This is a genomic window from Pseudomonas sp. ADAK2 TE3594 (genome assembly GCF_053628675.1).
Genome location: NZ_JBRJGV010000001.1, coordinates 3,435,710 through 3,450,658 on the forward strand (window position 1 = coordinate 3,435,710; position 14,949 = coordinate 3,450,658).

The 14,949-nt window shown below is 61.4% G+C and carries 14 protein-coding genes; 2 read left to right on the top strand and 12 right to left on the bottom strand.

Annotation, left to right across the window (positions count from 1 at the left end; genetic code table 11):
- The first annotated feature begins 23 nt into the window (after positions 1-23).
- Entirely contained in the window at positions 24-1,397 is a 1,374-nt protein-coding gene (ppnN, locus tag AB7M22_RS15125; protein WP_008075186.1) for a nucleotide 5'-monophosphate nucleosidase PpnN, read from the top strand.
- Positions 1,398-1,607: 210 nt separating this feature from the next.
- Here ppnN and AB7M22_RS15130 read toward each other — a convergent pair whose 3' ends face one another.
- From AB7M22_RS15130 to AB7M22_RS15185, 12 genes are all read right to left on the bottom strand, one after another.
- A complete protein-coding gene (locus AB7M22_RS15130) occupies positions 1,608-1,967 on the bottom strand; it encodes a DUF6124 family protein (RefSeq protein ID WP_454186912.1) in 360 nt (119 codons plus the stop codon).
- A 525-nt stretch (positions 1,968-2,492) separates the two neighbouring features.
- On the bottom strand, positions 2,493-3,920 hold the full coding sequence (locus AB7M22_RS15135) for an FAD/NAD(P)-binding protein (protein WP_454186913.1): 1,428 nt from the start codon (positions 3,918-3,920) through the stop codon (positions 2,493-2,495).
- 14 nt (positions 3,921-3,934) lie between these two features.
- A complete protein-coding gene (locus tag AB7M22_RS15140) occupies positions 3,935-4,702 on the bottom strand; it encodes an ABC transporter ATP-binding protein (protein WP_454186914.1) in 768 nt (255 codons plus the stop codon).
- 3 nt (positions 4,703-4,705) lie between these two features.
- Complete coding sequence (locus AB7M22_RS15145; protein ID WP_454186915.1) at positions 4,706-6,046, bottom strand: ABC transporter substrate-binding protein; 1,341 nt, start codon at positions 6,044-6,046, stop codon at positions 4,706-4,708.
- A 26-nt stretch (positions 6,047-6,072) separates the two neighbouring features.
- Positions 6,073-7,122 (bottom strand): branched-chain amino acid ABC transporter permease, encoded by a 1,050-nt coding sequence (locus AB7M22_RS15150; protein ID WP_454186916.1) that lies wholly within the window; start codon positions 7,120-7,122, stop codon positions 6,073-6,075.
- Positions 7,123-7,126: 4 nt separating this feature from the next.
- A complete protein-coding gene (locus AB7M22_RS15155; protein ID WP_454186917.1) occupies positions 7,127-8,008 on the bottom strand; it encodes a branched-chain amino acid ABC transporter permease in 882 nt (293 codons plus the stop codon).
- Complete coding sequence (locus AB7M22_RS15160) at positions 8,008-8,784, bottom strand: ABC transporter ATP-binding protein (protein ID WP_454186918.1); 777 nt, start codon at positions 8,782-8,784, stop codon at positions 8,008-8,010. The genes AB7M22_RS15155 and AB7M22_RS15160 overlap by 1 nt, the downstream gene beginning before the upstream one ends.
- Complete coding sequence (locus AB7M22_RS15165; protein ID WP_454186919.1) at positions 8,781-9,686, bottom strand: AMP-binding protein; 906 nt, start codon at positions 9,684-9,686, stop codon at positions 8,781-8,783. Before AB7M22_RS15165 ends, AB7M22_RS15160 begins: the two co-directional genes overlap by 4 nt.
- Positions 9,687-10,116: 430 nt before the next feature.
- Positions 10,117-11,520 (bottom strand): LLM class flavin-dependent oxidoreductase, encoded by a 1,404-nt coding sequence (locus tag AB7M22_RS15170; RefSeq protein WP_454186920.1) that lies wholly within the window; start codon positions 11,518-11,520, stop codon positions 10,117-10,119.
- Positions 11,520-11,957 carry an acyl-CoA dehydrogenase gene (locus AB7M22_RS15175; RefSeq protein ID WP_454186921.1) on the bottom strand — a complete coding sequence of 146 codons (438 nt, stop codon included), beginning with the start codon at positions 11,955-11,957 and terminating at the stop codon, positions 11,520-11,522. Before AB7M22_RS15175 ends, AB7M22_RS15170 begins: the two co-directional genes overlap by 1 nt.
- A 10-nt stretch (positions 11,958-11,967) precedes the next feature.
- Complete coding sequence (locus AB7M22_RS15180) at positions 11,968-13,170, bottom strand: SfnB family sulfur acquisition oxidoreductase (protein ID WP_454186922.1); 1,203 nt, start codon at positions 13,168-13,170, stop codon at positions 11,968-11,970.
- A gap of 156 nt (positions 13,171-13,326) precedes the next feature.
- On the bottom strand, positions 13,327-13,890 hold the full coding sequence (locus tag AB7M22_RS15185; protein ID WP_454186923.1) for a helix-turn-helix domain-containing protein: 564 nt from the start codon (positions 13,888-13,890) through the stop codon (positions 13,327-13,329).
- 15 nt (positions 13,891-13,905) lie between these two features.
- Between AB7M22_RS15185 and AB7M22_RS15190 the strand changes: the two genes are divergently transcribed.
- Complete coding sequence (locus AB7M22_RS15190; protein WP_217858546.1) at positions 13,906-14,910, top strand: DMT family transporter; 1,005 nt, start codon at positions 13,906-13,908, stop codon at positions 14,908-14,910.
- Positions 14,911-14,949 lie beyond the last annotated feature (39 nt).

The window sequence follows — 14,949 nt, forward strand, 5'->3', positions numbered from 1 at the left end:
GACATCGTTTTAAGGATCATTGAATGACCCAACGACATGTAATCAACGCCTCGGTCAGCCCTAAAGGCAGCCTGGAAACACTGTCCCAACGTGAAGTACAGCAACTGAGCGAAGCCGGAACCGGCCTCACCTACACCCTTTTCCGCCAGTGCGCCCTGGCCATCCTCAATACCGGCGCCCACGTCGATAACGCCAAGACCATCCTGGAAGCCTACAAAGACTTCGAAATCCGCATTCACCAGCAAGACCGTGGCGTGCGCCTGGAACTGCTGAACGCCCCGGCCGACGCCTTCGTCGACGGCGAAATGATCGCAAGCACCCGGGAAATGCTCTTCAGCGCCCTGCGCGACATCGTCTACACCGAAAACGAACTCGACGCCTTGAGCATCGACCTGAGCACCTCCCAGGGCATCAGCGACTACGTCTTCCACCTGCTGCGCAACGCCCGCACCCTGCGCCCCGGCGTCGAACCGAAAATCGTGGTGTGCTGGGGCGGCCACTCGATCAACACCGAAGAATACAAATACACCAAGAAAGTCGGCCATGAACTCGGCCTGCGCAGCCTGGACATCTGTACCGGCTGCGGCCCGGGCGTGATGAAAGGCCCGATGAAAGGCGCAACCATCGCCCACGCCAAGCAGCGCATCCACGGCGGCCGCTACCTCGGCTTGACCGAACCCGGGATCATCGCCGCCGAAGCGCCGAACCCGATCGTCAACGAACTGGTGATCTTGCCGGACATCGAGAAACGTCTGGAAGCGTTCGTGCGCGTCGGCCACGGCATCATCATTTTCCCGGGTGGCGCGGGCACGGCCGAAGAATTCCTGTACCTGCTCGGCATTTTGATGCACCCGGACAATGAAAGCCTGCCCTTCCCCGTGGTCCTCACCGGGCCGAAAAGCGCCGCGCCGTACCTGGAGCAGTTGCACGCCTTCGTCGGTGCCACCCTTGGTGAAGCCGCGCAGCAGCACTACGAGATCATCATCGACGACCCGGCTGAAGTGGCGCGGCAAATGACTCAGGGCCTCAAAGAGGTCAAACAGTTCCGCCGCGAGCGCAACGACGCGTTCCATTTCAATTGGCTGCTGAAGATCGACGAAGGCTTCCAGCGCCCGTTCGACCCGACCCACGCCAACATGGCCAACCTGCAACTGAGCCGCAACCTGCCCTCCCACGAACTGGCCGCCAACCTGCGCCGCGCGTTCTCCGGCATCGTCGCCGGGAACGTCAAGGACAAGGGCATTCGCCTGATCGAAGAACACGGGCCGTACCAGATCCGTGGCGATGCCGCCGTCATGCAGCCGCTGGACAAACTGCTCAAAGCCTTCGTCGCCCAGCACCGGATGAAACTGCCGGGTGGCGCGGAGTATGTGCCGTGTTATCAGGTGGTGGCGTAACCATATTGATGTGAGCTTTAACATCACCCCTGTGGGAGCGGGCTTGCTCGCTCCCACACTTTGACAAGAAACCCCGCATGATGCGGGGTTTTGATCGTTCCCACGCTCTGCGTGGGAATGCCTCAACGGACGCTCTGCGTTCGGCTCTGGAAGGGACGCGGAGCGTCCCGGGCTGCATTCCCACGCAGAGCATGGGAACGATCATCCTCGCTAACCTCGTGGATCGAGGTTATCCAGCACCCGATTCACCGCCAGCTCCCCGAGCATGACCACCGATTGAATCCCCAACATCATGTTGCGATGTGGCATGTCCATCAATCCGGCGAACTCACTGAGCATCATGCTCGCTGACGCCAGAGATTCGCAGGCGTTGACCAGTAGAGTTTCGTTATCGACCTCGGCGACGACATGGTAAATGGTGCTGGGTTTGCGCTTGGTGTCTTTGGGGATGGGCGGCTTGAGGTAGTAATCGAGGGCGCGGTCGGCGGCTTCGTTGAGCTTTTTCGAATCGAGGGATTCGTAGGGGGATGTTGGATCGGTTTCCGGGGGATTGGGTGTGTCTTTGAACATGGTAATACTCCTTGATTAGTGGAGCCGCCACGGTTCGCTGCGAAACGAAGATAGGTGGCAGCTGTACGCAGGTTCGCAGACCGGGAATCAAGGAACCCGGCAGACCCGAAGATCTCCCGCGCACAGCCGCCATAACGCAATTCAGCGAACGAAAAACGTCATCTGAAAAGGAACGGTGGCGCTGTGCGCCTTGATTGACCCGGGCTGCGAAACCCGATCGCTGATTCGTCAGCGACCCGGAAACGATAGAGCCCGGCCTCAAGGCGCACAAGCCGGCGGATTCTGGCGTAGTCGTAGGCAACGGCGCAAGGATGTGTAGCCTGGGTGAGTATCTGGAAGTGTCGTTTAAACAGTGCTTGTTTAGTGGTCTGACACCGGGCCTTGTAGCGGCTGTACCGGCCTCATCGCGGGCAAGCCCGCTCCCACAGGTATCTGCTTTGTCCAAAAAATGTGGGAACGACACCGATCACTGTGGGAGCGGGCTTGCCCGCGATGAGGCCCGAAAAAACACCGTCCAACTTTCAGTCAATCCACCAATCGCGCCGCAAGCGCCTTGGCCTGGCTCGCCACGTCGGTCACCGCCGTACTCTCCCACCACATCCCGCGCAACGGTGGGCCCATGCCGAACAAACGGCTGGCGACCTGCCCATCGGCGCTTAGCACCGCGCCGTCATCCGCGGCGGCAATCCCCAGCGCCAATGGCCCCGGCCGCACCAGCCCGCGCGCCAATAGCTGCTGCGGCAATGGCCGCGCCACTCGCCGCCAGTCGTATTCGATGCCGCTGGAATTGATCAGCGCCGCGCCGTGCACCACGCAGGTTTGCGCCTCGCCGCGCCGGCGGATGCGAATGCTGACCTCCCCGTTCAACGAAGGCTCCAACCCTTTGAACGATGCAGCCTGAATCCGCAACCGCCCTTCCCCATGCAGCCGCGCCACCAACTCGGCACTCAACGGCGGCGAGCGATGGTGATGGCTTTCCCACCACGGCCGCACATGCCGCACGAACTGCCGACGCTGCACATCCGTCGCCTGACTCCACAACCGCCCGATGTGCGCCCGCACGGTGTCAAGCGGTGCTTGCCAGTCGATGCCCTGGGCGATGGCGTCGCGACAATGCCGACGCAGTTCGCGCATCAGCTGACGCGGCGTGCGAATGCTGTGATCCTCGGCCAGGAAATCCGCCCAGGCCGGAGGCTGTCGCCGCACATGGGGCAGCAGACCATGACGGGAAAACACTTCGATCGGCCCGCGATGCCCCGCCTGTTCCAGCGACACCACGGCATCGACCATGGTCAGGCCCGAGCCGATGATCAGCACCGTCGACTGCGGATCGAGCTGACGCATGGCGGTCACATCCCAGGGATCGAGCGCCGCTGCGTTCAAGCCGCTGGATTCGGTTTGCGGCGTACGCGCAGCGGGGAACATGCCAGTGGCCAGCACCGCATAGGCGCCCTGCAAACGTTGGCCGTCACTCAAGGTCAGCAATACAGCGTTGCCCCGGGTTTGCAGGTCGACCACCTCGGCCCGTACATGCTCCACCGTCGAGCCGTACCGCGCGCCCACCACCTGCGCCTCGGCCAAACGCTGCTGCACATAAACGCCAAACAGCCCGCGCGGCGCAAACAACTCGCTGATCGGCACATGCTGCTGATCCGACTCCGGCCAACCACCCGCCGCGATGTACTCGGTCAACCATTGGGTCAAATCATCAGCGTTGTCGGGATCGACGCTCATTCGCGCCGCGTTGCCGTTGAGCGTATGGCCCAACTCGACCGCGCTGTACGCCTCGCCCCGACCGAGTTCGGCGCGGGGTTCGATCACCAGCACCTGACGCTTGCCCGGCAAGCGCAGCAACTGCGCCGCCAGCATCGCGCCGCTGAGGCCGCCGCCGATGATCAGGATGTCCGCGTGGCGGGTGACGTCGGTCGCCTGTCCGCTTGGGGTGTCAGTCATGGCGTTCTCATTGATCAGTGTTTACCTAAATAGAAGTCGTGCAGATCGCCCCGTGCCAGTAACTCATCGGCGGTGCCGGACAGCACCACGCGACCCGTGTCGAGGACGTAGGCCTTTGAGGCGTACTTGAGTGCCACGTTAATATTTTGCTCGGCAATCAGGAAGCTCACCTGCTCGTCTCGATTGAGTTGCGCCACGATTTCGAAAATCTCCTGGACGATAATAGGCGCCAAACCCATGGAAGGTTCATCAAGCAGTACCAAAGTAGGACGTGTCATCAACGCCCGGCCGATGGCGACCATTTGCTGTTCGCCACCGGAAGTCAGCCCGGCCTGAGTCTTGCGCTTGGTTTTCAGGCGTGGAAACCAGGCGTAGATGCGCTCCAGATCCGCCGCCAGGTCCTTGCGGCTCAGACCGCGAACGAAGCCGCCGCTGCGCAGGTTGTCCTCCACCGTCAGTTGCGCGAATACGTGCCGGCCCTCCAGCACATGCACCATGCCCTGACGCACGCGAACGCTCGGATCGACCCCTGCAGTATCGCGCCCGAGAAAGGCAATCGAGCCTCGGCTGACCTCCGCGCGCTCGGCCCGCACCAGTCCGGAAATCGCCTTGAGCGTGGTGCTTTTGCCCGCACCGTTGGCCCCGAGCAACGCGACGATGCCGCCCTTGGGCACCGTCAGCGACACCCCGGCCACGGCCAGGATCGCCCCGTCGTAGATCACCTCGATGTCTTTGACTTGCAACAGGTCACTGGCGGCAATGTCGCTGGCGGCTTGGCTCATAGGTTACTCATCCCCGGTGCAGGTGCGTGGCGTCAGGCCTTTTTCCTTGGCGAACGCGGCGGATTTTTCATCGATCAATGGCCGCAGCAAGGCGCGGTCGGCGGGAATCCAGTCGCTGATCAGCGTCCAGTTGGTGCCGTCCCACTGCTGCACCCGCGCCGAACCGCCACCCTCATGATCCTTGCAAGACAGCTTGAGGTTCTGCATCAGGCCAAAGTAGCCAATATCCTTGAGTCGAGCATCGTCGATGTTCAGGTGTTCCAGCCCCCAACGCCCTTCTTCGCCATTAAGCGGCCGCTTGCCGAATTTGCCTTGGGCGGTGCGAATCGCTTCCACCATCACGGCCGCGTTCACCAGCCCGGAGTTGTAATAGACGCTGCCGAAATTCTTCAGGTCCTTGAGGTCGCTTTTACCCTTGTCGAGGATGGCTTGCTTGAGGCGTTTATGGATCTCGAAATCGGTGCCTGCCGGGTATGGCGTCAGCGCCAGATACCCTTTGGCGGCGGCGCCCGCGGGCAATACGTCTTCGCTGGAACTGGCCCAGATGTCGCCGACGATGTGGTCCACCGGGAAGCCGAAACGCGCCGCCGTCTTGACCGCCACCGGCGTCGACACGCCCCAGGTGCGCAGGAACACCCAGTCCGGGTTGGCCTGGCGCACTTGCCGCCATTGCGACGATTGCTCGTTGCCCGGATCGGCCACCGGGATCTGGATGTTTTCGAAACCGTATTTCTCCGCCAGCAATTTCAACGGACCGAGGGTTTCCCGACCGTAAGCAGAATCGTGATAAACCGTGGCGATCTTCTTCCCCTTGAGTTTGTCGAACCCGCCCTCGCGCTGGGCGATGTAGTTGATCAGGCTCGAGGCCTCGCTGTAGAAAGTCAGCATCACCGGAAAGTTATAGGGGAACACCGTGCCGTCGGTGGCTTCGGTGCGACCGTAACCGAGGGTGATCAGCGGGATCTTGTCGACCTCCGCCCGCTCGCTCAGCGCATACGCCGCCGGTGCGCCGTTGGGTGAATAGATCGCCACCGGGGCGCCATCCAGGCCTTTCTTGAAGCGCTCATAGCACTCGATGCCCTTCTCCGCCGTCCACTCGGTTTCGCATTCCTGCCAGACCAGTTTGACGCCGTTGATCCCGCCTTCCACATCGTTGATGTAGTTCAGGTAATCGAGCATGCCGGCCCACACTTGCACACCGCTGGAGGCGTAAGCGCCGACGCGATAAGTGGCCAACGGGAAGAACTGCTGATCCGGCAAGGCCTGAACCATCGGCACCGCGCTGCCGAAAATCGCCAGCGTCAGAGCGGCGCCGGCCAACGAACGTTTCAAGGATGCACGCATGTTGTCTCTCTACCAGGTGGGGGAATTCAGAAACGCAGCGGCCAGTGACTCAGCCGTTCACGAAGGTTGCTCAAGAGGCGAATCAGGCCTTCCGGTTCCTTGATCAGAAACAGGATGATCAGCACGCCGAAGATGATTTTTTGCAGGTTCTGCAACTGGCCGGCGTCCACCGAACCACCAAACAAGGCTTGCCCGGCGTGGCTGAGCAGGATCGGCAGGAGGCTGATGAATGCCGCGCCGACGAAGTTGCCGGCGATGCTGCCCATGCCACCGATAATGATGATGAACAGGATCTGGAACGACCGGTTGATATCGAAGCTGCTGGCACTGGCCGTGCCCAGATAAGCAAAGGCCCACAGCGCCCCGGCGACGCCGAGGTAAAACGAGCTGACGGCGAACGCCAGGTGTTTGTAGCGCACCACCGGAATGCCGACGACGGCGGCGGCAGTGTCCATGTCGCGGATCGCCATCCAGTTGCGGCCGATCTGGCTTTTCACCAGGTTCACCGCGACCCAGGTCAACAGCAGCACCGTGGTCAGGGTCAGCAGATAGCGGCCCAATGGGGTGTTCAGGTCATAGCCAAACAGGGCCAGTTTCGGCGCGGAAATGGTCCCGGACGAACCGTAGTTGTAGAACCAGGGGAATTTGACGAACAGCCACTCCAGGAAAAACTGCGCGGCCAATGTGGTGACCATCAGGTAAAAGCCCTTGATCCGCGAACTCGGCAAGCCAAAGACAAACCCCACTACCGCGCTGATCAGCCCGCCGCCGAGCAGCGCCACCGGCAAGCCCAACTCAGGCAAACGCAGCAGAAAGCCGTAGGTGGCAAAGGCGCCGACCGCCATGAACCCGGCCGCGCCGACCGAAGTCTGGCCGGTGTAGCCGGTGAGCAGATTGAGGCCAAGCCCGGCCAGGGACAGCACCAGGAACGGGATCAGAATCGCGTTCAGCCAATAGTCGTTGCCGGTCAGCGGCACAACCAGGAAGGCGATCAACAACAGCGCAATCAAACCAATCGGCACACGGCGCTGGATCAACACCGCCGGCGCGGTTTCGCGGGTAAGGGAAATCGACATGGGTTCAGACTCGCTCGATGGCGCGCTCGCCGAACAGGCCGGCGGGACGGATGTACAGGAAGGCCAAAGCCAGGACGTAAGCGAACCACGGGGTAATGCCACCGTCGATCAGCGGGCCGATGTACACCTCGGCGAGGTTCTCCGCCGCACCGACGATCAACCCGCCGACAATCGCCCCGCCAATCGAGGTGAAGCCGCCGATGATCAACACCGGCAAGGCCTTGAGCACCACCAGCGACAGCGAGAACTGCATACCTTGGCGCGCGCCCCACAACAACCCCGCCACCAGCCCGACTATGCCGGCCACCGCCCAGACGATCTGCCAGATGCGATTGAGGTTGATGCCGATCGACAGCGCGGCGGTGGTGTCATCCGCCACCGCGCGCAGGGATACGCCAATGCGGGTTTTGTTGAACAGCAGCGCCAGTACCGTCACCAGCACGATGGCGGCCGCCGCGGCAATCAGGTCGAACTGGCTGACCATCATCCCGCCGATGAACAGCGGCACGTCATCGATGCCCAGATCCAGCGCCCGCACTTGCGAGCCCATCAAGCCCTGAGCCAGGCCTTCGATGATGAACGACAACCCGAGGGTGGCCATGAACAGGGTGATCTGCGAGCGATTGACCAGTGGCCGCAACACCAGCCGTTCGATCAACAGCGCGCCGACGATCATCACCACAACGGTCAGCAACAGCGCCAAGGCGAACGGCACGCCTTGATCGTGCAGGCTGACAAAGGTCAGCGCGGCGAATAGCAGCATTGCGCCCTGAGCGAAATTGAACACGCCGCTGGCCTTGTAGATCAGCACGAAGCCGATCGCGACCAGCGAGTACATGGTTCCGGCGAGCAAGCCACCGAGCAGGGTTTCGAAGAAGAATGTCATCAGTGCACCACTCCCAGATACGCTGCGATGACTTCCGGATTGGCCTGCACTTCGGCGGGTGTACCGTCACCGACCTTGCGCCCGTAATCGAGCACCACCACGTGGTCGGACAGGCCCATCACCACGCTCATGTCGTGTTCGATCAATACCACCGTGGTGCCGAGGTCGCGGTTGATGTCGGCGATGAAACGGGCCATTTCCTGCTTCTCTTCGGCGTTCATCCCGGCCATCGGCTCATCGAGCAGCAACAGGTTGGGGCCGGCGATCAAGGCACGGCCCAGCTCCACACGTTTTTGCAGGCCATAGGACAGCTTGCCCACCGGCACATCGCGATGGGCTTGCAGTTCGAGGAATTCGAGAATGGCCTGGGCCTGCCGGCGGAAGTCTTCAGCCTCACGCCGGGCTCTTGGCAGGTTCAGCGCCTGCTCAATGAAACGGCTGCGCAGGTGCCGTGACAGGCCGGTGAGGATGTTGTCGATCACGCTCATTTTCTTGAACAATGCGTTGTTCTGGAACGTGCGGCCGATGCCCCGGCGTGCGGCGCTCAACGGGTCGATGCGCTTGAACGGCTGTTGCTCGAACACAATCGAACCGGCATCGAAGCGGTACACGCCGTTCAGCACGTTGAGCAGCGAACTCTTGCCCGCGCCGTTGGGGCCGATCAGCGCGCAGATCTCGCCCCAGCGCACGTCGAACGACAGTTCATTAATCGCCTTCACGCCTTTGAAGGACAGGGAAATACCGCTGACTTGCAGAATGGAGTCGGTCGAGCTCATGCGATGTCCCGTTTGAATTCAGCGAGCCAGGTCGACTCGGGTTGAGCATCGGAAATGCGGATGGCTTGCCAGATGAAATGCAGGTTGTGGAAGCCCAACAGGCGGCGAACGCGGTTTTTGATCAAGCGTTGCAGGCCTTTTTCGGGATGGGCGATGGCCCAATCGCAGAGACGTCGGCGCCAAGTGCCGTGGGGTGCGAGGCGGCTGTCGATTTCTTCCGCGAGCAGTTGCAGGCGTTCGGCGGACAGCAGCAGCCCGGACGGCGCGACTTCACGACGGTCGCGGCTGGCGCTGCCGGGGCTTTCCGGGAAGGCCAGGGATTGGCCGCTGATCAGCCATTGTTCCAGCAGCACCGTCAGGCCGTGCTGCCACTGGGTGCCCTCTTCGCTCCACAGTTGCGCATTTTGATTCCAGCGGTTGAGGCGTTGCGCAGGGTCCACCGGGCCGAGCAACTCGGCGAAATCCAGCAGAGCCTGGCCTTGGTTGATCCAGAGTTGCTGCGTCTGTCGCCCCTGAACGAATGCGTGGGTCGGACGGCTGCGCCACAGGGCTTTGTGCAGGGTTTCGGGGTCGAGGTTGTCCGGCAGCGTCAGCAATTCGGCGCCGATGTGCCGGGCGGCCAGTGCGAGCAGCAACAGATTCGGTTCGAACGCACCGCTCAAGGCCAGGCGCGAGTCTTCGGTAAAACCCTGCTGCCGCAAGCCATCGGCCAACCGCTCGACATCGCGCAAGGCATCGATCCAGCGCCAGACGAACCACTGGCCGTGGCGCTTGTGGCGCAGCGCCGGTTGCAACGGACTGACCTGCGCCCAGTGCTGCAGCTGCTCCAGGGCCTGGGGCAGCTCCACCCGCCACTCGGTGGTGTCCGCGATGGGCGGACGCTTGAGTTCATGCACGCTCATTGGCTTACCTCTTATCCATGGACAAAAAGCGTGCGGTGGTCCGCCGGGCTGAAGAATTAACGCAATCTCTAAAACACCGCCGCCCCTTGTAGGAGCGAGGCTTGCCCGCGAAGGCGGTGTGACAGACAACATCAATGTTGAATGTACTGACCTCATCGCGAGCAGGCTCGCTCCCACCTTGGATCTTCGCCCGGCGCTGTATTTGTGTACGACCTCAATTACCTGTAGGAGCGAGGCTTGCCCGCGAAAGCGGTGTAACTGGCGATATCAATGTTGAATGTGCCGGCCTCTTCGCGGGCAAGCCACGCTCCCACAGGGTCTTGTGTCCTCCACAAATCGCCGGCGCCACGCTCCCGCAGGGTTTGGTGTCTTCCACAAATATCGCCGGCGAAACGAAACCTGTGGGAGCGTGGCTTGCCCGCGATGGCATCTAGGCAGACGCCACTTTCTTCTCCTGCTGACGCAACCCCGCCAGGTCTCGATAACCGGCCCCCGGATGTATCTGCGGCAATCGCGCCCCCTCACCAAACAACTTCTCGCGCAAGGTCCCCGGCGCATAGTCGGTCTTGTACGCCCCACGCTTCTGCAACTCCGGCACCAGCAACTCCACAGCATCGATAAAGGTTTCGTGGGTCAGCGCATACGCCAGGTTGAAACCGTCAACATCGGTCTCCTCGACCCACTCCTGCAGCAAGTCGGCAACGGTCTCGGGGCTGCCGACAAACAGCGGTCCGAAACCACCGATCCCGACCCAATCGGCCAGCTCGTTCGGCGTCCAGACCTTGTTCGGGTCCGCCGTGGAAAACGCCTCCACCGCCGACTGAATGGCATTGGTGTGCACGTGCTTGAGCGGTTCATCCGGTTTGAACTGGCTGAAGTCGATCCCGGTCCAGCCCGAGATCAACGCCATGGCACCCTCATAACTGACCCAGGTTTTGTATTCTTCAAACTTGGCTTTGGCCTTGGCGTCGGTCTCGCCGAGGATCACGGTTTGCAGGTTGAAGATCAGGATTTTCGACGGATCACGCCCCGCCTCCGCCGCCCGGCGACGGATGTCGGCCACGGTTTTCTTCAGCAGCACTTTCGACGGCGCGGCGACAAACACGCATTCGGCATGTTCGGCGGCAAACTGCTTGCCGCGACTCGAGGCGCCGGCCTGATACAGCACAGGCGTGCGTTGCGGCGAGGGTTCACAGAGGTGAATCCCAGGCACCTGAAAGTGTTTGCCGACGTGCCGGATCTCGTGGATTTTGCTCGGGTCGCTGAAGATCCGCCGCTCACGATCCCGCAGAATCGCGCCCTCTTCCCAGCTGCCTTCCCACAGCTTGTAGCAAACCTCCAGGTACTCTTCGGCGAAGTCATAACGGGCGTCATGTTCGGTCTGGGCTTTCTGGCCGAGGTTCTTCGCACCGCTTTCCAGGTACGACGTAACAATGTTCCAACCGGCGCGGCCCTTGGTCAGGTGATCGAGGGTCGACAGGCGCCGGGCGAACGGGTACGGGTGCTCGAAGGACAGCGACGCGGTCAGGCCGAACCCCAGATGCTCGGTGACCAGCGCCATCGGCGGGATCAGTTGCAATGGATCATTGACCGGCACCTGCGCCGCCTGACGAATCGCCGCGTCACCGCTGCCGTTGTAGACGTCATAAATGCCCAGCACATCGGCAATGAACAAACCGTCGAACTTGCCGCGCTCAAGGATTTTCGCCAGATCGGTCCAGTACTCGAGGTCCTTGTACTGCCAGGATCGATCCCGCGGATGCGCCCACAAACCCGGCGACTGGTGGCCGACGCAGTTCATGTCAAAGGCGTTGAGACGAATTTCACGGGCCATCAACCAATACTCCGCACGCTGGGTGGATGGATGCCGTTGAGGCGGAAGTTGCCAATGAGGTGGAGTTTCCAACGCAGCGGATCATCCAGCGATCCAGGCAACACGGTGCGTTGGCCGGTGAGTTCGAATTCGGCATTGCTGACGGCATTTAAAGCATCAGCGCTGGCGAGGTGCGACTCGGCGATGGCGACGCTGATTTCCGTGTCGTCATCAACGCTGTTCAGAAAGTCCTCAGCGCGTTCGAGCAGCGCGGCGGCGACTTCGATGCGGATGTGCAAGTCGCCGAAACGGCTGATGACGAAAGGATCATCCGTGGCTTGGGTCTTTTGCCGGACGAAACGCAGGGTCGCATCGAGCAACGTGCGAGCGTTGTGCAGGTCGTGCTGAGGCTTGGCCAGGGGCTGCCCGGCAACAATCGGTTGGGTCAAAGCGTTCATGGTGGGCTCCTCAGTTCCAGGCGTGGCGCGCAGGCTTCACGCCGTTGAGCAGGTAGTTGCCGATCAAGTGATATTTCCAGCGCGCCGGATCGTGCAGGGTGTGAGTCCGGGCGTTGCGCCAGTGACGGTCGAGGTTGTACTTGCCGAGCACCGAGCGGGTGCCGGCGAGTTCGAAGAGTTTGCTGCTGGTGAGCAAGGCGATTTCGGCAGAGAGGACTTTCGCCTGTGCGACCACCACCGAGGCGCGGGCAACCGTGTCTTCATTGGGTTTGAGCAACGCGGCGTCGATGGCTTGGCCGGCTTTTTTCAGGATCGCTTCGGTGCCATGAACCCGCCATTCGAGGTCGCCGATCGCGGCGATGCTGAACGGGTCCTGCCAGCCGTGATCCTGTTGGCTGTCGATCCATGGTCGGGCCTCACGAGCGTAGCGCTTGGTTTCTTCCAGGGCGCCGACGGCGATGCCGGTGTCCACGGCAGCCTGGATGATTTGCGAAATCGGGCCGTCGGCGGTGGGTTCGTCGAACGCCTTGTGGGCCGGGATCACCGCGCTCAAAGGCACGCTCACCGCGTTCAGGGTCACGCCGCCGCTGGCAGTGGTGCGCTGGCCGAAACCGTCCCAACTGTCGATCACCGTCAACCCGGGATTGTCGCGCTCGATGAAGGCGATGAAAGCCTTGTTCTCTTCATCGACCGCCACCGCCGGCACGATGTGCGCGAACAAGGCGCCGGTGCAGTAGAACTTCTCGCCGTCGATTTGCGCGGTGTCTTCATCGAAACGAATACGGGTTTCAAAGGCACCGGCATTCTTGCTTTTGGATTCAGAGAAGGCGTTGCCGAAGCGATAACCCTGGAGGACTTTGCCGAAGTAATAGCGCTTCTGCGCGTCGGTGGCGGTTTGCAGCAGGATGTCGAGCACGCCCAGATGGTTTTGCGGGATCTGGCCGAGGGACGGGTCGGCAGCGGAAATGATCTTGATCACTTCGGCGACTGTCACGTAGGACACGCCAGCGCCGCCGTATTCCTTGGGAATGGTGATGCCCCATAAACCACTGGCGGAGAACTCGTCGAGTTCGGCAACCGGCAAACGTCGCTCGCGATCACGAGCGCTGGCCTCGATAGCGAAGCGTGCGGCGAGCTTGTGAGCGACGGCAATCGCCTCGGCGTCCGAGTGGATCACATGGGCGGTGCGAGGGGGTTGGGCAGAGACTGTCATGGGCCGACTCCGGGATTCTGGTGAATGCCCCAGAGCTTTTGCAGGAGTCGTGCCTGAATTTAAATTTGTTTTATTTCAATAACTTAATTAACTATCCGAGAAACACTTGCAGCTTCAAAACAGCAAAGTGCTTATCCAGTGTTGGTCGGTAAACAGTCAGATCACCACATTACGCACAAACCGCGCCGCCACTGTCCCGTCATTGCGATAGGAATGCGGCTGGTTGCTGGCGAACATGAAGAACTCACCGGCAGCGATTTGCTGCGGCTGGTCGCCGAGCATCAGGGTCAGGCAGCCTTCAAACACATAGAGCTGTTCGCTCCAGCCTTCCGCATCCGGTTCCGATGGGTAATGTTCGCCCGGTTCGAGGCGCCATTCCCACAGTTCAACTTCGCGGGTGGCGGTGGCTTTCGACAACAGCACCGCTTTACTGCCGGGAATCGTGCCAGCCCATGCCAGTTCGTTGATGCGGCTCGGGTCGCGGGCATCCGGGGCCTGGATCAGATCGCTGAAGGCTACGTCCAGCGCTTCGGCAACGCGGTCGAGGGTGGTCAGGCTGACATTCTTCTCGCCGGCCTCGATGGCCACCAGCATCCGGCGGCTGACCCCGGACTTTTCGGCCAAAGCGGTCTGGCTCATGTCGGCGGCGTGGCGCAGACGTCGGACGTTCTGGCTGACGTGCTGGAGAACCGATGCCCGTTGGGTGGAATCTTTGTGCACTATATTGCTCACTTGATGGTGTTGCGCAGTATACTGCCCAACTTCCGGCGCATTGTGCGTCTCCCTCAGGTAGCGCGCAAGGTCATGACGTCGGTGAACTCCTCCCCTGCTTCCTCCCGTTTCTCACGGTTCAGCAAAGCTGAGTGCGTGTTGGTGCTGATCACCATGGTCTGGGGCGGGACCTTTTTGCTGGTGCAGCATGCAATGACCGTCAGTGGACCGATGTTTTTCGTCGGTCTGCGTTTTGCTGCGGCGGCGAGCATCGTTGCCCTGTTCTCCTGGCGTCATCTGCGCGAACTGACCTTGTTCGAACTCAAGGCCGGGGCGTTTATCGGCGTGGCGATCATGCTCGGTTATGGCCTGCAGACCGTGGGTTTGCAGAGCATTCCCAGCAGTCAGTCGGCGTTTATTACCGCGCTGTATGTGCCGTTCGTGCCGTTGCTGCAATGGCTGGTGCTGGGTCGGCGACCGGGGTTGATGCCGAGCATCGGGATCATGCTGGCCTTTACCGGGTTGATGCTGCTGTCGGGACCTGCCGGCGCTTCGTTCAATTTCAGCCCCGGTGAAATCGCCACATTGATCAGCGCCGTGGCGATTGCGGCAGAGATCATTCTGATCAGCACCTATGCCGGCCAGGTTGACGTGCGCCGGGTGACGGTGGTGCAACTGGCGGTGACTTCGGTGTTGGCGTTTCTGATGGTGGTGCCGACTCAGGAAGTGATTCCGGGGTTCTCCTGGTTGCTGTTGTGCAGCGCATTGGGCCTGGGCGCGGCGAGTGCGGCGATTCAGGTGGCGATGAACTGGGCGCAGAAGAGTGTTTCGCCGACGCGGGCGACGCTGATCTATGCCGGGGAGCCGGTGTGGGCCGGGATTGTCGGACGGATTGCCGGAGAGCGGTTGCCGGCGATTGCGTTGGTGGGCGCGGGGTTGATTGTGGCGGCGGTGATTGTCAGTGAGTTGAAGACTAAGGGTAAGGCGGTAGTGACTGAGGAAGATTTGGAACAAGAAACACAGAGGTAGGCGTGAAGTCTGCGGTGATTGACAGATAGCCTTCGCGAG